Annotated in this window: 19 protein-coding genes; 5 read left to right on the top strand and 14 right to left on the bottom strand. The window is 69.1% G+C overall.

Going from position 1 to position 18,667, the window contains the following annotated elements; translation table 11 throughout:
* Positions 1-10: 10 nt before the first annotated feature.
* From ACQP1K_RS06125 to ACQP1K_RS06110, 4 genes are read right to left on the bottom strand one after another with little or no spacing between them, the layout of a single operon-like run.
* Positions 11-1,033: an ABC transporter substrate-binding protein gene (locus ACQP1K_RS06125; RefSeq protein WP_433499894.1), complete on the bottom strand. Its 1,023-nt coding sequence runs from the start codon at positions 1,031-1,033 to the stop codon at positions 11-13.
* Positions 1,034-1,075: 42 nt separating this feature from the next.
* Positions 1,076-2,089 carry a 4-hydroxy-2-oxovalerate aldolase gene (gene dmpG / locus ACQP1K_RS06120; RefSeq protein WP_433499893.1) on the bottom strand — a complete coding sequence of 338 codons (1,014 nt, stop codon included), beginning with the start codon at positions 2,087-2,089 and terminating at the stop codon, positions 1,076-1,078.
* Positions 2,086-3,036: an acetaldehyde dehydrogenase (acetylating) gene (locus ACQP1K_RS06115; RefSeq protein ID WP_433499892.1), complete on the bottom strand. Its 951-nt coding sequence runs from the start codon at positions 3,034-3,036 to the stop codon at positions 2,086-2,088. Before ACQP1K_RS06115 ends, dmpG begins: the two co-directional genes overlap by 4 nt.
* Positions 3,033-3,743 (bottom strand): 4-carboxy-4-hydroxy-2-oxoadipate aldolase/oxaloacetate decarboxylase, encoded by a 711-nt coding sequence (locus ACQP1K_RS06110; protein ID WP_433499891.1) that lies wholly within the window; start codon positions 3,741-3,743, stop codon positions 3,033-3,035. Before ACQP1K_RS06110 ends, ACQP1K_RS06115 begins: the two co-directional genes overlap by 4 nt.
* A 188-nt stretch (positions 3,744-3,931) precedes the next feature.
* Here ACQP1K_RS06110 and ACQP1K_RS06105 point away from each other — a divergent pair, with 188 nt between their 5' ends.
* On the top strand, positions 3,932-4,702 hold the full coding sequence (locus tag ACQP1K_RS06105; protein ID WP_433499890.1) for an IclR family transcriptional regulator: 771 nt from the start codon (positions 3,932-3,934) through the stop codon (positions 4,700-4,702).
* A gap of 52 nt (positions 4,703-4,754) precedes the next feature.
* On the opposite strand, the gene ACQP1K_RS06100 is transcribed toward ACQP1K_RS06105, so the two are convergent.
* Positions 4,755-5,456: an HAD family hydrolase gene (locus ACQP1K_RS06100; RefSeq protein ID WP_433501496.1), complete on the bottom strand. Its 702-nt coding sequence runs from the start codon at positions 5,454-5,456 to the stop codon at positions 4,755-4,757.
* A gap of 250 nt (positions 5,457-5,706) precedes the next feature.
* On the opposite strand from ACQP1K_RS06100, the gene ACQP1K_RS06095 reads away from it, so the two are divergent.
* Positions 5,707-6,117: a hypothetical protein gene (locus tag ACQP1K_RS06095; protein WP_433499889.1), complete on the top strand. Its 411-nt coding sequence runs from the start codon at positions 5,707-5,709 to the stop codon at positions 6,115-6,117.
* A 135-nt stretch (positions 6,118-6,252) separates the two neighbouring features.
* On the opposite strand, the gene ACQP1K_RS06090 is transcribed toward ACQP1K_RS06095, so the two are convergent.
* The 8 genes from ACQP1K_RS06090 to ACQP1K_RS06055 form a co-directional block, all read right to left on the bottom strand.
* Positions 6,253-6,885: an HAD family hydrolase gene (locus tag ACQP1K_RS06090; RefSeq protein WP_433499888.1), complete on the bottom strand. Its 633-nt coding sequence runs from the start codon at positions 6,883-6,885 to the stop codon at positions 6,253-6,255.
* A 51-nt stretch (positions 6,886-6,936) separates the two neighbouring features.
* Complete coding sequence (locus ACQP1K_RS06085; RefSeq protein ID WP_433499887.1) at positions 6,937-7,443, bottom strand: DUF6912 family protein; 507 nt, start codon at positions 7,441-7,443, stop codon at positions 6,937-6,939.
* Between the two features lie 100 nt (positions 7,444-7,543).
* The gene (locus ACQP1K_RS06080) at positions 7,544-8,200 is read right to left on the bottom strand and encodes an HAD family hydrolase (protein ID WP_433499886.1); all 657 of its coding nucleotides are present in this window, start codon (positions 8,198-8,200) and stop codon (positions 7,544-7,546) included.
* 73 nt (positions 8,201-8,273) lie between these two features.
* Complete coding sequence (gene nagZ / locus ACQP1K_RS06075; RefSeq protein WP_433499885.1) at positions 8,274-9,386, bottom strand: beta-N-acetylhexosaminidase; 1,113 nt, start codon at positions 9,384-9,386, stop codon at positions 8,274-8,276.
* Positions 9,387-10,056: 670 nt separating this feature from the next.
* Positions 10,057-10,314: an HPr family phosphocarrier protein gene (locus ACQP1K_RS06070; protein ID WP_433499884.1), complete on the bottom strand. Its 258-nt coding sequence runs from the start codon at positions 10,312-10,314 to the stop codon at positions 10,057-10,059.
* Positions 10,315-10,521: 207 nt separating this feature from the next.
* Positions 10,522-10,968: a PTS sugar transporter subunit IIA gene (locus tag ACQP1K_RS06065; protein ID WP_433499883.1), complete on the bottom strand. Its 447-nt coding sequence runs from the start codon at positions 10,966-10,968 to the stop codon at positions 10,522-10,524.
* Positions 10,969-11,080: 112 nt separating this feature from the next.
* Positions 11,081-11,317 (bottom strand): PTS transporter subunit EIIB, encoded by a 237-nt coding sequence (locus tag ACQP1K_RS06060; RefSeq protein ID WP_433499882.1) that lies wholly within the window; start codon positions 11,315-11,317, stop codon positions 11,081-11,083.
* Positions 11,318-11,419: 102 nt separating this feature from the next.
* Positions 11,420-12,454, bottom strand: coding sequence for an SIS domain-containing protein (locus tag ACQP1K_RS06055; RefSeq protein ID WP_433499881.1), 1,035 nt, complete (start codon positions 12,452-12,454; stop codon positions 11,420-11,422).
* Positions 12,455-12,601: 147 nt separating this feature from the next.
* On the opposite strand from ACQP1K_RS06055, the gene ACQP1K_RS06050 reads away from it, so the two are divergent.
* From ACQP1K_RS06050 to ACQP1K_RS06040, 3 genes are all read left to right on the top strand, one after another.
* Positions 12,602-13,342 (top strand): GntR family transcriptional regulator, encoded by a 741-nt coding sequence (locus tag ACQP1K_RS06050; protein ID WP_433499880.1) that lies wholly within the window; start codon positions 12,602-12,604, stop codon positions 13,340-13,342.
* 39 nt (positions 13,343-13,381) lie between these two features.
* Positions 13,382-14,722, top strand: coding sequence for a PTS transporter subunit EIIC (locus ACQP1K_RS06045; protein ID WP_433499879.1), 1,341 nt, complete (start codon positions 13,382-13,384; stop codon positions 14,720-14,722).
* Positions 14,723-14,970: 248 nt separating this feature from the next.
* A complete protein-coding gene (locus ACQP1K_RS06040; RefSeq protein ID WP_433499878.1) occupies positions 14,971-15,684 on the top strand; it encodes an Rv3235 family protein in 714 nt (237 codons plus the stop codon).
* Between the two features lie 65 nt (positions 15,685-15,749).
* On the opposite strand, the gene secA is transcribed toward ACQP1K_RS06040, so the two are convergent.
* Positions 15,750-18,551, bottom strand: coding sequence for a preprotein translocase subunit SecA (gene secA / locus ACQP1K_RS06035; RefSeq protein ID WP_433499877.1), 2,802 nt, complete (start codon positions 18,549-18,551; stop codon positions 15,750-15,752).
* Positions 18,552-18,667 lie beyond the last annotated feature (116 nt).

The raw sequence follows: 18,667 nt of genomic DNA, 5'->3' as shown, positions 1-18,667 counted from the left end.
CGCGCCAGCATCAGCTCAGCCCCAGCTGACTCACAACTGTCGCCTGCTGGTCCTTGGCGGAGGAGAGGTCCGGCGAGATGTACTGAGCGGGTAGCTTCGCGGCGTCGTATGGCGAGACCGCACCGGCCGCGTCGGCGAGCGTCGTGCTTCCCTCCTGGGAGAGCGCGTACTGCACGAGCAGACGGGCGGCATTCGGGTGCTTGCCCTTGGCCGCGATGCCCGGCACGACCTCGGCGCCACTGGTCAGCGGCGGCACGATGAACTCGATCGGCGCACCCTTGGACTTCGGGTCGACGATGTGCGAGGCGAGACCCATAACGCAGAACGCCGCCTCGCCGGCCGCCACCGCGGCGGCCGCGGGAACACCACTGGCGTACTTCTTGAGATCCTGGGCGCCGAACCGCTGCAGGAAGTCGGCCCCGCTGGCCTTGCCGACCACGAGCCATTCGCCGATGTAGGAGGCCGACGACGCCGGGTCCGCAATGGCGATCTTGCCTTTCCACTTCGGGTCGAGCAGGTCCTCCCAGGTCTTGGGCGCCTCCGCGGCGGGCACAAGCTTTGTGTTGTACGCGATCCCCGCCGGCTGGATGATCGAGATCGCGGTACCCTCGTCGGGGAGCTGGAACTTCTGGTCCAGCGAGCCCGGATAGTCGGGTAGGCCCGCGTCGGCGAGCGGGGTCAGCCAGCCGTTCTTGATCCCCTCTGCGGTGAAGCCGGTACGGGAGACGAGCAACGCGTCCGCGGCAGGCGCACCGGCCTGCGCCTCGGCGGAGAAGCGCTGCGCCAGCTGCGCGCTGGTCAGCCGGACCACGTCGACATCGATGCCGTACTTTTCGGTGAACGCCTTGGCGAAGGCGTTGGTCGCCTCCTCCTCGACGGAGCTGTAGAGCATGACGGTGCCCTCGTCCTTGGCGGCGCCCTCAATGTCGTTCGGGGCGGCGACGGTGGCGGGGGTGTCGCCGCCGCCGCACGCGGTGAGGGCGAGCAGGGCGGCGGTGACGGTGACCAGATATCTACGGCGGAAGATGTGCATCGTGGTGGTCTTTCTCTTCTATTTCGGGGGGTGGTGGCACTGTCATCCGTTCTTCGACAGCGCGACCGCAATGTCGATCAGCAGGTCCTCCTGGCCGCCGACATACCGCCGCCGGCCGGCCTCGCGGAGGATCTCGTGGGCCGGTACGCCGTAGCGGTGGGCGGCCCGTTCGGCGTGGAGCAGGAAGCTGGAGTACACGCCGGCGAAGCCCATGACGATAGACGGGCGGTCCATCACCGGCTCGCGGGCGATGTAGGGGAGGACGACGTCCTGGGCGGCGTCGAGGATCGCGCCGAGGTCGATGCCGGTACGCAGGCCCAGCCGCTCGAAGACGGCGGCGAGCACCTCGGTCGGCGAGTTGCCGGCGCCCGCGCCGAGGGCCCGGGTAGCGCCGTCGATCTGTCGGGCGCCGGCGCGCACCGCGGCGACCGAGTTGGCGACGCCCATCGCGAGGTTGTTGTGCCCGTGGAAGCCGACCTGCGCGTCGCCGTTAAGCTCGTCCACCAGCGCGGCGACCCGGGCGGTGGTGTCGTCGGGCAGGAGCGCGCCGGCGGAGTCGACGACGTACACGCACTGCGCGCCCGCGTCCGCCATGATCCGGCCCTGCCGCGCCAGCCGCTCCGGCGCGGCCATGTGCGACATCATCAGAAAGCCGACGGTCTCCACGCCCAGTTCGCGGGCGAGGCCGAGGTGCTGGATCGCGATGTCCGCCTCGGTGCAGTGGGTGGCAATCCGGACCAGCCGGACACCCCGGTCAATGGCGGCCCGCAACTCCTCGGTCGTACCGACGCCGGGCAGCAACAGCGCGGCGACGAGCGCGAAACCCGCCTCGGCGACCGCGATGTCGATCAGCTCCAGCTCCGGGGTGGCGGAGAAGCCGTAGTTGAACGAGGAGCCGGCGAGCCCGTCGCCGTGGGCCACCTCGATCACCGGTACGTTCGCCCGGCGCAGCGCCCGCACGGTGTCCCGTACCTGATCGGGCTTGAACTGGTGGCCCATCGCGTGGCTGCCGTCCCGCAGCGTGGTGTCGGTGATCCGCAGGTCAAGGTCGGTCACGGTGTCACCCCATCCCGGGCGGTGGCGATGCGTTCGCCGACGCGGACGGCGGCGGCGGTCATGATGTCGAGGTTTCCGGCGTACGGCGGCAGGTAGTCGCCGTTCCCCTCAACCTCCAGCAGCGTGGTGATCCGCGCCCGGCCCTGCCACTCCGGCCGGGGGTCGTCGAACTGCGGCTCAGTGACCAGCCGGTATCCGGGCACGTAGCTGGCGACTGCGCCGACCATGCGGTGGATCGAGGCGGCGACGGCGTCCCGGTCGGCGTCTGGTGAGATCGCGCAGAAGACGGTGTCCCGCATGATCATCGGCGGGTCGACCGGGTTGAGGATGATGATCGCCTTACCGGTGTCGGCACCGCCGATCGCCTCGATCGCACGGGCGGTGGTGACGGTGAACTCGTCGATGTTCGCCCGGGTGCCCGGCCCCGCCGAGCGCGACGCGATCGAGGCGACGATCTCGGCGTAGCTGACAGGCGTGACCGAGGAGACCGCCGCGACGATCGGCACGGTGGCCTGCCCTCCACAGGTGACCATGTTGACGTTGGGGGCGTTCAGCTCGGCGTCGAGGTTGACCGTGGGTACCACGAACGGGCCGACGGCCGCCGGGGTGAGGTCGACGGCACGCACGCCCGCGGCCGCATACCGGGAGCTGTTGGCCTTGTGCGCGGCGGCGGAGGTCGCCTCGAAGACCAGCGCGGGCGGCCGGTCCTGGGCGAGCAGCCAGTCGACACCCTCGGACGAGGCCGGCACACCGGCCCGGCGGGCGCGGGCCAGACCTTCGGAGGCAGGGTCGACCCCGACCATCGCGACGAGGTCCAGGTGCTCGGAACGCTTGATCTTGACCATCAGGTCGGTGCCGATATTGCCGGACCCGACGATCGCCACCGGCATACGCTCGCTTATGGCCCGGCCCCGCTTCGCCGTCCCGGGTTCGCTCCGCCCGCTCATACCGGCAGGTTTCCGGGGATCTGGAAGGGCTCGCAGCGGCCCGGTTCCATCCGCTCGTCGACCCACGTCCGTCCATAGAGGATCTCCAGCGGGAGGTCCTCGTCCTGGACATCCGCCATCTGCTGGTCCTCCATCCGCAACCGCTCCTCGGCGGCGTCGGCGACCTGCTCGGCGATCTCCAGCGGCACCACGACGACACCGTCCTCGTCGCCCACCACCACGTCGCCTGGGGAGACGACCACGCCGGCGCAGGAGACCGGCACGTTGACCGAGCCGAGCGACTGCTTGACCGCGGACCGGGGCACGATGCCCATGCAGAAGACCGGGAACGGGATCGCCATGATCCCAGAGCGGTCACGCACGCTGCCGTCGATCACCGCACCGACGAAGCCCATCCGATGCGCGAAGAGCGCCATGTTGCGGCCGATGACCGTGGCGTCGTACGTGCCACCGGTGTCCACGACCAGCACATCGCCGGGTTCGCCGAGTTGCAGTGCCTTGTGCACCATCAGGTTGTCGCCGGCCGGGCAGTGCACGGTCACCGCGGTGCCCACGAGCCTGCGGTCGATATCGAGTGGCCGCATCCGGTGCGACATCGCTCCGTGACGGCCCATGGCATCGGAGAGCGTCGCAGTGTCGATCCGCCCAAGCCGGTCGCGCACGCTGGGTGACACCCTTCGCGTAACACGATTGACACTTTTGTACATCCGGTTCCCTTCACCATCCGCCTGCGGCTCGCTGTTAGGCAGGGATCCTGCGCCAATTCCGGATGCTTGTACACGTCGACGTATTGCAATCCGAGACACGAGTGGTAGTTTCTCCGCAACAGAACGCCAATTTCGGCTTGGTCGTTACTCTTCGTGGTCGCCTTCGGATGGGCGGGAACGGATGGAGCATGAGCACAAGTCCGTCACTCACCGTGTTGAAGGCGTTTAAGGTCCTCGATCTGTTCCGCAGCCACCATCAGGTCGGCGTCAGCCAATGCGCCGAGCTGCTAGGCCTGACCAAATCCAACGCCCACCGACTGCTGGTCAGCCTGGCCGCGGCAGGCGCCGTCGAGCGTACGGACAGCGGCCAGTACCGGCTGTCGATCTGGATGTTCGAGGTGGGTGCCCAGGTGCCGTTGCTGCGCGCGCTCACCGAACACGCTCAGGCACCGATGGAGCGTCTCGTCGCCGAGACGGGGCTCCAGGCGCATCTCGCAGTCCGAGACGACACTGAGCTGATCTACCTGTTGAAGATCGGCCGCGTCGAGGGCCGGGTTCGCACCCGTCCCGGCACCCGCAACCCGCTCTATGCCACCGGCCTCGGCAAGGCTCTGCTCGCCGGCGCGCCAGAATCGGTCATCGAGGACGTCATCGCACAGGGGCTGCGCCCGCTGACCAAACACACCAGGACCTCGCCTGCGCTGCTCCGCGCCGAGCTGGCGGACGTGCTGCGCACCGGTTTCGCGTACGACCGCGAGGAGCGGCAGATCGGCGTCTCCTGCGTAGCGACCGCGTTGCGCGACCGCACCGGCCGGGTGATCGCCGCGATCTCGGTACCCAGCGACTCGGAGACCTGGGCCGACAGCCCGAGCCGCCTCCACCAGCCGCTACGCCGCACCGCCCGGGCCATCGAAGCCCGCATCAACCGCTATCCCGGCGACATCGTCCGGCTCTACTGAGGACGCGATCGCGCGGCTGAATAACCTACTATCACGGGAGGCCTTCTAGAGCCTAGCTCGTGGTGAGGCGGGCGATCGCGGCGACGACCTCGGACGCGTTGGACAGATCACGCAGCACGATGTCGGCGCCCGCCTCACGCAGTTCGGCCACCGTGGACCGGCCGGACGCCACCGCGATCATGCCGGCACCGCCGATCCGCGCCGCCTGCACGTCGCGTGCCGAGTCGCCGATCAACACGGTGTCGCCCGCCGTGAAGGCCGGGCCGTACTTGGCCTTCGCCCTGCCCTGGGCCACCTGGAGCAGCGTGGCCTTGGGGTAGACCTCCTCGCCGTAACCGCCGACCTCGAAGTCGATCCACTTGTCCAGTCCGAACGCCGCGAGCTTGTGCACCGCGTTGTCCTTGATCGTTCCCGTCAGCACCGACTGGACGACTCCGTCGAGCCGGGACACCGCCTTGAGCGCGTCCCTGGCCCCCGGCATCATCCGCCCCTCCTGCGCCAGCCGCCGGTGTTTGTCGGCGAACGACACGGTCAGCGCGTCGAGAAACCTCGGCAGGTGGTGATCCTCGACGGCGATGCCGTTGACGGCAAGGGTCTCAAAAATGATCTCCGAGTCGGGGCGGCCCATCGCCGGGGTGAGCTTGACCAGCGGCCGTCCGGTGACCATTCGGAACGCGTCCGCGTAGGCATCGCGGGTGACGAGCGTGACGTCGACCAGCGTGAGATCGATGTTCCAGAGAACGAGGCGGTTGATCGCGGCCTCCGGGAGGGGTAGGGGGTGGCTCGCCCCCAGGCTCGGGGTGGCTCGCCCCAAGCGTACGGCTCCCGCCGGCGGCGCCGGATCCGCGACGTCTCCCGGATCGATCCGCGACCACCGCGTCACACCGTCCCCACCCCGGGGCGGTAACGGCCTGGCCTACGCCGCGACCGGCATCCGCGGCACGGCCGGACACCGTCGATCGGATCGGATATCAAGAAGGAATGGAACAAGCCCTTCGGCTGACATGATCGTCGGTTCAACCGCCGCGACCGCGGGATACCCGCACGCGCCGGGGTGGGCGGTGCTCGCCACCGCCCTCCTGGCGGTCCTCGGTTTCGTCAACCACGCCAGGTTCGTCCGAGCGGACGGGCAGAGCTCCTGGGCGGGCCGCTACTTCGACGAGGACGGCCCGAAGGAGTTACGCAACCTGCCCTTCGCCCAGTTCCCCGGCGCGATCATGCTCGCGATGTGGACGGTGGTGCTCGCGTACACGTGGATCTCGGGGAACGATGCGTGGGACGCGGTGATGGGCCTGTTCCTCTTCGCCTCGTTCGCCTTCGGCGCGGTAGCGGTCAAGCGGCTCTATCGCCCGCCCCAGAAGGCGAAACCCCGCTGGCTGCTCGACGAAGAGCGCCGCCTCTCCCCGCCACCGTGATCTTCCGGCATCCCGCACAGAGCGGAGCGGCCCATGCCTTCGAGCGCGGGCCGCTCCGTTCCGCGTGGAGGCCGAACAGGTGGATCGGGCCGATCAGGCCATGCCGCTCAGACCGCGCCGATCAGGCGATGCCGCTCAGACGAGGTCGAGGGCGTCGGCGAGTGAGTCGACGACCGGGACGCCGACGCTCTTGAGCTCAGACCGCCTGCTCATGCCACCGGTGTAGAGGATCGCGCGGGCGCCGACGTGCTGTGCCGCGTGCGCGTCGTCCACGCTGTCGCCGATGACGACCACCTTCTCCGGATCCAGGTCGAGCGCCTTCAGGTGCTCGACCATGTGCTCGGCCTTCGGGCCGCCGGACACGGAGCGCAGCCCGTCGACCCGGACGAAGTGCCCGTCGATGCCGAGATCGCCGACCTTGCCCACCAGGCGCTCGTGCGCCCACATCGACAGCAGCGACTGCGTGCGCCCCGCGTCCTCCCAGGCACGGAGGCTGGACAGGGCGCCCTCGGCGAGCTGGCAGGCCTCCATCAAGCGATGGTAGTTCTCGTGGAAGCCGAGGTCGAGGGTCTCCCACTCCCCGTCCCTGAGCGGCCGGCCGAGCATGCGTTCGTACGCCACCCAGATCGGCCGGGTGTAAACCTCCCGGAAGCCCTCCACGTCGTACGGCCCCAGCCCGTACGGCTGGAAGATCTCGTTGGTCGCTCCGACGACCGCGTCGATGTCGTGGAAGAGCGTGCCGTTCCAGTCCCAAACTATGTGTCTCATATCGCCCTTGAGCCTAACCGTGGCCGCTGACATTTCCATGAACGCCGGGCGTCAGTTGAGGAGATCGGGGATTTCCTGGGTGGCGTACCACATGAGCTCGTGGTCCTCCGCGCCGTCCACCACGAACCGCGCGTCGTCGTCGCCGGTGTCCGCGGCGGGAAGCGCCGCCATCGCGGCCTCCACGTCCGGCACGGCACCGAGGTCGTCCACATGGACGGAGGCGAGCTTCGCCAGAGGCACCGGGTCGAGCAGCCGCACCCGCCCGCGGTCCTCCAGATCCGTACCGACCTTGACCAGGTCGTCCGGCACCTCGGCCGCGATGACGACCCGGCGACCGACGGTCTTGATCCCCTCGGCCCGCTCGGCCGCCAACATGCGCAGCGAGGCCCGGGCCGCCTCGGTCAGCGCGACGTACTCCAGTTCCTCTGTGTCACCCGAGACGTACCACTCCACCAACGCGGGCGTGACCGCGTAACCGGTCAGCGGGGCGGGTCCCAGCTCTCTCGCGGCGGCCAGCTCGGCCAGCGCGGAGAGCGTGCACGGCAAATACACGCGCATGCGTTCCTCGACTCACGATGTCCGGAGGGCGAAGACCCCCGGAGGACCAGATTCCCACCTTAGGGCCGCCGGGGATGCGGGTTCGAAGAACCGGGCCGTGTCATGCCGACCGGAATCGCATGTCGAAGAGCCGCTCCATCTCGGTGATGGTGGCCGGCGGGTCCGTGTGGTGGATCCCGACGAGGCCGAGGCCAGAGGCGGCCTGGATGTTCGCCTCGATGTCGTCGATGAACACGCACTGCGCGGCCTCCAGCGCGAGCAGCCCCAACGCGTGCAGGAAGATGCGCGGCTCCGGCTTGCGCATGCCGACCTCACCCGAGATCACGACGGCGTCGAACAGCCCGTCCCAGCGGTCGCGGGGATATTCGTTGGCCCAGGAATTGGACACCAGGCAGGTGTTCAGCCCGGCCGCGCGGGCCAGCCTGAGCATCTCGTGCATCTCCTCGACCGGCCGGAACCCGGCGAACATCCGGGTGAGCAGGCCGTCCGCCTCGGGCCGCGCACCGTCCACGGTCAGCAGACGGGCCGCGAGGTCCCGCTCGAACTCGGCGGCCGGAATCTCGCCGCGCTCCAGCGCGTGGATCGGATTCTCCGTTCCCGGCCCGAACCCGCCTTCGTACGCCTGCTGGAACAGCCGGCGCATCACCTCGCGGTAGTGCCGGGAGTCGATGCGGTCGGCCTCCATCCACTCGGCGATGGAGTCGACCATGCTCGTCGTGAGCACACCGGCCCAGTCGATCAGGACGCCCTTGAGCACCGTACCCCCCTTTGACGCTCATCCAATATAGGCGGAGGATCACGCTAATCCCACGGACGACTCAGCGTCATGATCAGGGTTTCGCTGCCAAGCGCCCGGTCAGCCTTCTGGCGATCTTGAGGTGCTCGGCGGACTTCACCGCCCGCGGATCGGTGCGCGTGACCGCGAACACGCCGCGCCTCTGCTTCAGCCGAAGGATGCGCAGCACCGACTCGTCGAGCCGCTTCTCGGTGATCCGCCCGGACTCCACCGCCTTGAGCACCGCGTTGTACGCCTTGGGCAGATTCGGTGGCATGAGCAGGACGTCGGCACCGGCCAGAACCGCGCGCACCGCCACCTCGGCGTCGCCGTACCTCTTGCGCACCCCCGCCATGTCGAGCGCGTCAGTGGTGATCACGCCGTCGAAACCCAGCTCCCCGCGGAGCAGGCCGGTCAGGATCGGCTTCGACAGGGTCGCCGGATCACCGGACGGATCGAGCTCCGGCATGACCACATGCGCCGTCATGATCGCGTCGACGCCGTGTTCGATCGCCGTACGGAACGGCGGGGCGTCGAGGCGTCGCCACAGTGCCTTGGAATGCTTGATCACGGGAAGACCCGTGTGGCTGTCGACCGTCGTGTCCCCGTGACCGGGGAAGTGCTTGGCGACCGAGGCGACTCCGGCGGCGTGGAACCCGTCCACGGCCGCGCCCACCATGGCCGCGACCCTCCGCGGATCGGATCCGTAGGCCCGAGGGCCGATCACCGGGTTGCGGGGGTTGACGTTGACATCTGCGACCGGGGCGAAGTCGAGCAGGATGCCGAGGGCCCGCAGTTCCTTCCCGGTGACCCGGGCCGTGTCACGGGCGATGGCGGGGTTCCCGGTGGCCCCGATGGCACCGGCGCCGGGCAGCTTCGTGATCACCGAGCCGAGCCGGGACACGGTGCCGTTCTCCTGATCGACCCCGATCACCAGGGGGGTCTTCGACGCCTTGCGCAGTCCCGTGGTGAGCGCGGCGACCTGACGGGCGGTGGAGACGTTGCCCGCCCAGGGAAAGAGGATCACGCCGCCCGGCCGATATTTGGCGACCACCTCGGCCGGAGTCGCGACGCCGTACCTCGCCCGATTCTCGTCGCTGGAGGAACCGGCGTGCGAGCCGTACACGACGGCGAAGAAGAGCTGCCCGACCTTGTCCTCCAGGCTCATCGCGGCGAGCGTCTCCCGGGCGATCGCCCCCGACGGCTCACCATTCTGTGTCCCACTGTCCTGTGTCCCACTGTCCTGGGGCCCGGCGCCCGTAGGACCTGCGGCGGCAGCGGAGGTGCCCGGAGCAGGAGACGCCTCCGCGGCCGGGGCGCTCCGCGGCACGGAGGCGTACGGAGACCGGGCGGCCTCGGTGCTGCCGGACCGCGCCGACCAACTGGCCGAGCACCCCATCGCGAGCACCACCGACAGGCCCAGGACGACGGCGCGACCGGCTCTCGCGCCGCCTCTGGCACCCGAGGCCCCGAAGGCCCCGCGCGCCCTCCTGAGTGGTCCTGCCCCTCTGGACCCGACTTCGGCCGGTCCGGCCGCTTTCGCAAATCGTGACACGCTGTTCACCGTAGCCGCGCGAGTCACATCCTTGCCGCTCAACCTCCTGTCTGTGGATAACCCGGCGCGTCTCGCCGTCCCGGCAGCGACTCCCGCCACCTGCAAGATCAGCTGAAGCAGCGGCGCAGGTCAGCGGCTCGTCTGCACGGATTTGCAAGATCACGCAAGGAATGTGCGCAGGTCAGGGGGCTTCCGTGCGAGAATTCGCAAGATCACGGGGGTGGGATGGGGTGGGATGGGGTGGGATGGGGTGGGGGATCCGCCGGGGCGGCGGCGTCGGAGTTCAGGACGCCGACACGATCTCGACCAACTCGTCGAGCAGCTCATCGGCGCCATCGCCCTCCGCGGCGACGACGATGAAATCGCCCTGCTCGACGTCGAGCGAGAGCACGGCGAGGATGCTCTTCGCGTTCACCGGCGGGCCGTCCGCCTTGGCGATCGTGATATCGAACGGCGCCTTCGCCGCCGTCTGCACGAACGTCGCCGCCGGGCGGGCGTGCAGCCCCGCCTCGGAGGTGACAGTCACCTTACGCTCTGCCACGCTTCCTCCTTCGTCAGATGGGCCAGATCCTCGGTGATTACGTCAGAGCCAGTCAACACTGCCGACGCCGGTCCGTCACGACCGGCCGAACCGGCGTGACGGCCACCGGGCCCCCGTCCCAACCGATGGCCGGTCCCAACCGATGGACTCCGTCCCAACCCGATGGCCCGTCCCAGCCGAGGAGCCCGTCCTACCGGCACACCGTCGTCATGACCACCGGAACAGCGGATCCCCGGCGCCCACCCGGCCCTCGGCCATCTCGCCCACCGTCCCGTCCTCGGCGTCCAGGGCCACGACGGGGCAGACCGGAGAGCGGCCCCCCGCCTCGACCGCCGCCGGATCCCAGGCCACCACGGGCTGGCCGGCCAGGACCCGATCGCCCTCCGCGGCCAGGAGCGCGAACCCCTCGCCCCTGAGCTGCACGGTGTCGATGCCGAGATGCACCAGCACCCCTTTGCCGTCGTCCCCCGCCACGATGTAGGCGTGCGGATGCAGTTTCACGATCGTGCCGCTGATCGGGGCCACGGCGTGGCCCGCCCGCCGGTCGGGATCGATCGCCGTCCCCGGTCCCACCATGGCCTGGGAGAAGACCAGATCAGACACGGCGGCCAGGCCGATGGCCGCCCCCGCCACCGGGGCGAGAACCGTCGTCAACGGAGCGCCTTTTGCCGGAGCATCCGGCACATCTGGAACGTCCGGCCCATCCGGCCCGCTCTCCCTGTCCGTTCAATCCTGCGCCCGGTCCCTCGCGATCCAGCCCCGCCCCTCAGCCGACGATGTCCTCGATGTCGCTGGCGATCGTGTCGGCCTCCGGGCCCACCACGACCTGCACGACGTTGCCCGCCGCCATCACGCCGTGGACGCCTGCCGCCCGGAGCGCGGCCCGGTCGACCTTCGAGGCGTCACGCACCTCGGTACGCAGCCGGGTGATGCACGGCTCCACCTCGATGATGTTCTCGGTGCCACCGAGTCCGGCGACGATCGCCTCGGCGTCTGCGGCCATGGGTCCTCCATCGGTTCTGGGTCGTCTCCGGCAAATCATGTCCTGCTGCCCGTACCCCCGGCCAACAGATCATCCGCCCCCGAGACGGAGGATGCGCCCGGCTCAGTCGGTCTGGGTCACCTTCTTCAGACCGCGAGGCGAGTCGGGGTCGATGCCGAGCCTGCGCGCGAGCGCCTCGGTGAGCAACTGCCCCGGAACGATGAGTCCGAGCGGCGCCACCCACTCCGGCAGATCGGGACCGTTGAGCGCGGCGGTCGAGGCGCCGGCCAGCCCGGTGCCGCCGCCCACGCCGAAGGCCGAGGCTCCGGCTTCGGTCACCCGCTCGGCCAGCGAGATGGTGCCCGCGAGCGTGGGCCCCTCCCCCGCCGCCACCAGGATCGCGGGGGTGTCCTCGTCGACGACCGCGATCGGGCCGTGCAGCAGGTCCGCGTACGACAGCCCCATGGCGTGCAGATAGCACGCCTCCTTGAGCTTGAGCGCGAGCTCCAGCGCGGTCGAGAACACCAGGCCGCGGCCGGAGACGACCACGCCCGGCTTGCCCGCGAGACCCTCGACGACCGCCTCCAGGTCACCCGGATCGGAGATCAGCTTCTCGACCGCGTCCGGGACCCGCCGCAGGTCGCCGGGGTCGACATCGGCCCCGAGCCCGATGGCCAGCACGGCCAGCGCGGCGAGCTGGGTCGTGTACGTCTTGGTCGCGGGGACGGCCTTCTCCTCGCCCGCCAGCGTGCACAGCGCGAGATCCGCCGTCTGGGCCAACGGCGACGACTCCCCGCCGTTGGTGATCGCCACGGTCTTCGCGCCGCAGTCGCGCGCCCACTGCAGGGTCTCGACGATCTCCTCGGTCCGGCCCGACTGGGACAGCCCCACGGCGAGCACGCCGTCGAGGTCCAGCCTGCGCCGGTACGTCGTCGCGATCGAGGGGGCGCCGAGCGCCGCGAGGCGACCCGCCCGCGCCTCGATCAGGTAGCGGCCGTAGACCGCCGCGTTGTCGGAGGTCCCCCGGGCCACGAACAGCACATGACGGGTGCCTCGCGCGAGCGCCTCGACCTCCCCGGTCCTGGGTAGCAGGGCGTCGAGCGTGGCACGGATGGCCGCGGGCTGCTCGGCGATCTCACCGCGCATCCTGGTAGTCATCAGATGGTCTTCCTTCGCCTCGCGAGGCCGTTACGGATCCGTCTCCGGTCCATACATTGACACATATTTCCAGTATGTGGTCTAGTCCGGACTAGACCAGTACGAACGATAACTCATCGCGATGACGCGGATCGAGAGGAGGCGGCCATGGCTCAGATCGACCCGGACAGCCCGGTGCCCAAATACTTCCAGCTTCGAGAGATCCTGCTCGATCTCATCGAGAGCGACGAGCTGCCGATCGGGGCCGCGATTCCCTCCGAGCGCGACCTGTGCCAGCGCTACGGCCTGTCCCGGATGACGGTACGGCAGGCCGTCGACCACCTCGTGTCCGAGGGACGGCTGCACCGGGTCCCGGGCAAGGGCACATTCGTCGCCCGTCCGAAGATCGAGCTGGCCCTCCAGCTCACCTCGTTCACGGACGACATGCGGGCGCGCGGCATGGAACCGGGCTCCCGGGACCTGGATCGGCGCGTGGTCCGGGCCAGCGCGCATCTCGCCCGGCAGCTCGGCATCCAGCCGGGGGACGCCGTGCACTTCATCGAACGGCTGCGCACGGCGGACGGGGAACCGCTCAGCATCGAGCGCGCCCACATCCCGGTGACGCTCGCGCCCGACCTCGACGCCTACGACCTGACCGGGCGGTCCCTGTACGCGCTGCTCGAATCGCGCTACGGGCTCGTGATGGACGCCGGGGAGCTCACGATCGACGGCGGAATCGCCGACCCGGACGACGCCGACCTGCTTAAGTTGCCCAGGGGCGGACCGGTGCTGCTGCTGCAGCGCCGTTCCTTCGCCGGCGGTGTGTGCGCCGAACTCGGGGTCTCCACCTACCGCGCCGACCGCTACCAACTCCGGACGCTCCTCGAAATCCCGACCAGGCGCGGTTGACGATCCTCCTCCCTGTTTCCCCCCGCTGGAGGAACATCGATGAGCCCCACCTCGGCCGACGCCGGGCTCCCCGCCGCCCCCGAGCGGCGGCAGTCTCCGGTGATGGCCGTGCTGTCTCGCATCGGCCGGTCGCTCATGCTGCCGATCGCGGCGCTGCCCGCCGCCGCCGTCCTCCTGCGCGTGGGCGAGGACGACCTGCTGGGCCGTACGGACGATCCGACCCTGGACAAGATCGCGCACATCGTGGGCGGGGCCGGCGACGCGCTGTTCGACGCGCTGCCGCTGCTGTTCGCCGTGGGGGTGGCGGTCGGCTTCGCCCGGCGTGCCGACGGCTCGACCGCCCTCGCGGCCGTCGTCGGCTATCTGGTCTGGGACCGGGTCACTCACCTGATGTTCTTCGACACCTCGGCCGACTCCGCCATCCGCGAGAAGGTGCTGCACACCGTCGCCGACAAGGAGGGCCGGCTCTCCGAGGCGCTGAACCTCGCGTCGGCCAACCCCACCGGCGTGCTCGGCGGCATCCTGATCGGCCTGGTCACCGCCCTGCTCTGGCAGCGCTACCACCGGATCAGGCTGCCCGCCTGGCTGGCCTTCTTCGGCGGCCGCCGGTTCGTTCCGCTCGTCACCGCCCTGGCGGCCCTGGTCCTCGGCGTGATCTTCGGCCTGATCTGGCCGCCTCTCGGCCAGGGGCTCAGCGAGTTCGGCGACTGGCTCGCCCGCCATTCGACCGAGGGCGCCGGGATATACGGCGTGGTCAACCGGGCGCTCATCCCCTTCGGCCTGCACCACTTCGTCAACTCGATCGTCTGGTACACGGTGCCGGGGTGCGACATCGGCTCCGTCCATACGACAGGCGACATGTGGTGCTATTTCGCCGGGCAGGAGGGCGCGGGGGCGTTCATGGCGGGGTTCTTCCCGGTCATGATGTTCGGCCTGCCGGCCGCCGCCCTGGCCATGTGGCGCGCCGCTCCCCCGCACCGGCGGGCCGCCGTCGGCGGCATCATGCTCTCAGCGGCGCTCGTCTCCTTCGTCACCGGCATCACCGAGCCGATCGAGTTCGCGTTCATCTTCGTCGCCCCGGTCCTGTTCGCGGTGCACGCGCTGCTCACCGGCGTCTCGATGGCCCTGGTCGCGGGCCTCGGCGGACGGCTCGGCTTCGGGTTCTCCGCCGGCGCGATCGACGCCGGGCTGAACGCGACCAAGGAGAACACGCACGACTTCCCGCTCATCATGCTGATCGGAGTCGCGTACTTCTTCGTCTACTACTTCGTGTTCAGTTTCCTGATCAAGAAATTGAACATCATGACGCCGGGCCGCGAGCCTGAGCCCGATGTCGATTCCGGAGAGCCGACGGACTCCGTCACCCGCTCCCGCGGCTGACCGCACGGTCCATCCTCTCGACCGGTCTTTCCGGCCGGTCCGGAATTCATTTCCTCACGCGATAGGAATTCGGCCGAAGTAAACCAGATCCCGCCAACCGCCGGGAACCTTTCCTATGGAATAGGGAGATAAGGACACGCCATTCGGCAAAGTTGGCGTGGGATGTATCAGGAGGGCGAGCCGAAACCTCTATTAGGCAGCAGATCGTCCCCCTGACGACGCCCCCCGACGACCACCAGGGAGTCTCCATGCCCAAGCCGACCCCGCGGCCCAGGACCGCGCTGCCCAGGATCATGCCCGTGCCCCCGGCGGATCCGCCGTACGACGACGAACGCGAGGCGGCGGACGGCGCCGCCGCAGGCGGCGAACCCATCACGTACGGATCGCTCGCGCTGGCCCGCACGTCCCCGTCGGCCGCGGCGCCGGGGACATCGGAAACCGCCCCCGGCGCCGTGGGAAAGGCCACGACGGAAGCGGCGGCGCGACGCGCCCCCACGTCGCCGGGACCGCGGCAGAGACCGGGATCACGCGCGGCGGCGCAGTGGGCCGGGGACGCCCGATCCGCCGGGGAACCCCAGGGCGTCAGAGAGGCTCGGGTAACCGGGGACCTCCGGGAGACCGGGAGAGTCAGGAGGACTCGGGGCATCCGGGGAACCCGGCCCGGTGAGCGGCACCTGCGCTGCCTCGGCCAGGCCATGGCGGAGGTTCTCACGGGCCGGCGGCCGGTGCAGACCGTGCAGGACAAGCTGTCCGAGCGGGCCTACCGCGAGCTGGTCCGCGCCGGGAAGATGATCCACGCCGAGCGTCCACCGATGGTGGGGCCGCCGCACGTGCAGTGGCCCCGCGACGGCGTGGCGGAGATGTGCCTGCTCGTCAACTGCGGGACCCGCAATCGGGTGCTCGCGCTGCGCCTGGAGCGGTCCGGCGTGCAGTGGCTGGTCACGGAGTTCGAGACCGCCTGACGGCAGCGCCACCCGGGAACGGCGAATCCCCGCCGGGGCCGACCCGGCGGGGATTCGCCGTTCGCTTACGCGTTGGCGTTCCTGGGATCGCCGTGGCAGCGCTTGAACTTCTTCCCCGAACCGCACGGGCAGGGCGCGTTGCGCTCGGTGTTGCCGTAGGCGGCACGCTGCTCCGGCGTGGAGCGCACCCGGTTGACCTCGACGTCACCGGTCTCGCCCGGCGCGCTGTAGACCATCTCGGTCGGCCGGGACGGCCTGCGCAACGCCTGCGCGATGATCGAACCGGCCTGCGCGACCGCCGAGTCCTCTTCGGTGTTCTCCTCGACGATTGGGTTGGCCTGCACCTCGACCTCGAGGTTGAACAGGTAGCCGACCGACTCCTCCTTGATGCCGTCGAGCATCGCGGAGAACATGTCGTAGCCCTCGCGCTGATACTCGATCAGCGGGTCCTTCTGGGCATAGGCGCGCATGCCGATGCCCTCCTGGAGGTAGTCCATCTCGTAGAGATGCTCGCGCCACTTGCGGTCGAGCACCGAGAGAATGACCCGGCGCTCCAGCTCGCGCATCGCCTCGGAGCCGAGCTGCTCCTCACGCCTGCCGTACGCCTCGAGCGCGTCGGCCTTGACCTTCTCCGCGATGAAGTCGCCGGACAGGTCCTCCCGCTCGCCGCCCGCGTCCTCGATGAGCTCCTCGACCGTGAACGAGATCGGGTAGAGCTGGCCGAACGCCTTCCACAGCTTGTCGAGGTCCCACTCCTCGGCGAAGCCCTCGCTGGTGGCGCCCCTGACGTAGTCGTCGATGACGTCCTTGAGGAAGACGTGCACCTGCTCCTGCAGGTCGGCGCCCTCCAGCACCTTGCGACGCTCGGCGTAGATCACCGTGCGCTGCCGGTTCATGACCTCGTCGTACTTGAGGACGTTCTTGCGGATCTCGAAGTTCTGCTGCTCGACCTGGTGCTGGGCGGAGGCGATGGCCTTGGACACGATGCCCGACTCGATCGGCACGTCGTCCGGGATGTTGAGCCGGGTCATGATCATTTCGACCCTGGCGGAGTTGAACAGCCTCATCAGGTCGTCTTCGAGTGACAGGTAGAACCGGGACTCACCCGGGTCGCCCTGACGGCCGGAGCGGCCGCGCAGCTGGTTGTCGATGCGCCGGGACTCATGCCGCTCGGTGCCGAGCACATAGAGCCCGCCTGCCTCGATGACCTCCTCGTGTTCGGTCTTGACGGCCTCCTTGGCCTTCTCCAGCGCCTCGGGCCAGGCCTGCTCGTACTCCTCCGGGGTCTCCGACGGAGACAGTCCGCGCTGCTGCAGCTCCAGGTCGGCGCGGAACTCGGGGTTGCCGCCCAGCATGATGTCGGTGCCGCGGCCCGCCATGTTCGTCGCGACGGTGACCTGGCCCTTACGGCCGGCCTCGGCGACGATCGTGGCCTCTCGCGCGTGGTTCTTCGCGTTCAGCACCTCGTGCGGCACGCCCTGGCGCTTGAGCATCCGGGAGAGCTTCTCGGACTTCTCCACGCTGGTGGTGCCGACCAGGACCGGCTGGCCCTTCTCGTGCCGCTCCTTGATGTCCTCGACGCAGGCCTGGAACTTGGCGTCCTCGGTCTTGTAGACCACGTCGGCCTGGTCCTTGCGGATCATCGGCCGGTTGGTCGGGATCGGGACCACGCCGAGCTTGTAGGTCTGGTGGAACTCGTTGGCCTCGGTGGTGGCCGTACCGGTCATTCCGGCGAGCTTTTCGTACAGGCGGAAGTAGTTCTGCAGGGTGATCGTGGCGAGAGTCTGGTTCTCGTCCTTGATCTTCACGCTTTCCTTGGCCTCGATGGCCTGGTGCATGCCCTCGTTGTAGCGACGGCCGTGCAGGACGCGCCCGGTGAACTCGTCGACGATCAGGACCTCGCCGTCGACGACGATGTAGTCCTTGTCCTTCTTGAACAGTTCCTTCGCCTTGATCGCGTTGTTGAGGAACTGGACGAGGTGGGTGTGCTCGGGCTTGTACAGGTTGTCGATGCCGAGCCAGTCCTCGACCTTCTCGACACCGGCCTCGAGGATGCCGATCGTGCGCTTCTTCTCGTCGACGACGTAGTCGCCGGTGCTCTCCTCGCCGTCCTTGCCCTCGGTGCCGCGGCGCAGCCTCGGCACGATCTTGGCGAACTCCGTGTACCACTTGCCGGACTGCTCGCCGGGGCCGGAGATGATCAGCGGGGTACGTGCCTCGTCGATGAGGATGGAGTCGACCTCGTCGACGATCGCGTAGTTGTGGCCGCGCTGGACGCACTCCTCCATGGACCAGGCCATGTTGTCACGCAGGTAGTCGAAGCCGAACTCGTTGTTCGTGCCGTACGTGATGTCCGCGTTGTACTGCCTGCGACGCTCGTCCGGCGGCATGTTCGCCAGGATCACGCCGACCTCGAGGCCGAGGAAGCGGTGCACCCGGCCCATGGTCTCGGCGTCGCGCCTGGCCAGGTAGTCGTTGACCGTGACGATGTGGACGCCCTTGCCGGACAGGGCGTTGAGGTAGCTCGGGAGAGTACAGGTGAGGGTCTTGCCCTCACCGGTCTTCATCTCCGAGATGTTGCCCATGTGCAGGCTGGCGCCGCCCATGAGCTGCACATCGAAGTGGCGCTGCCCGAGCACTCGGCGGGCGGCCTCGCGTACGGTCGCGAACGCCTCAGGCAACAGGTCGTCGAGGGACTCGCCGTCGGCGTGGCGCTGCTTGTACTCGTCGGTCAGCGCACGGAGCTCGGCGTCCGACAGGCTCTTGAAGTCCTCTTCAATGGAGTTGACCTGCTCGGCGATCCGCTTGAGCTTCCGCAGAGTCTTGCCTTCGCCGGCGCGAAGGATCTTGTCGAGAATGGCTGGCACTGTTAGTAGAGCTCCTCGCAGGTCTACCCCGGGCGGTCCGCCGGGGTGTGAGGACAGACACAACACTTCCCCATAGACATCGTAGGCTGTTCCGTCACCGGACACAGCCATCGCCA

The organism is Sphaerimonospora sp. CA-214678, assembly GCF_050942215.1.
GTDB lineage: Bacteria > Actinomycetota > Actinomycetes > Streptosporangiales > Streptosporangiaceae > Sphaerimonospora.
Note: the sequence above shows the minus strand (reverse complement) of the source record. Positions and strands in the feature narration are given on the sequence as shown.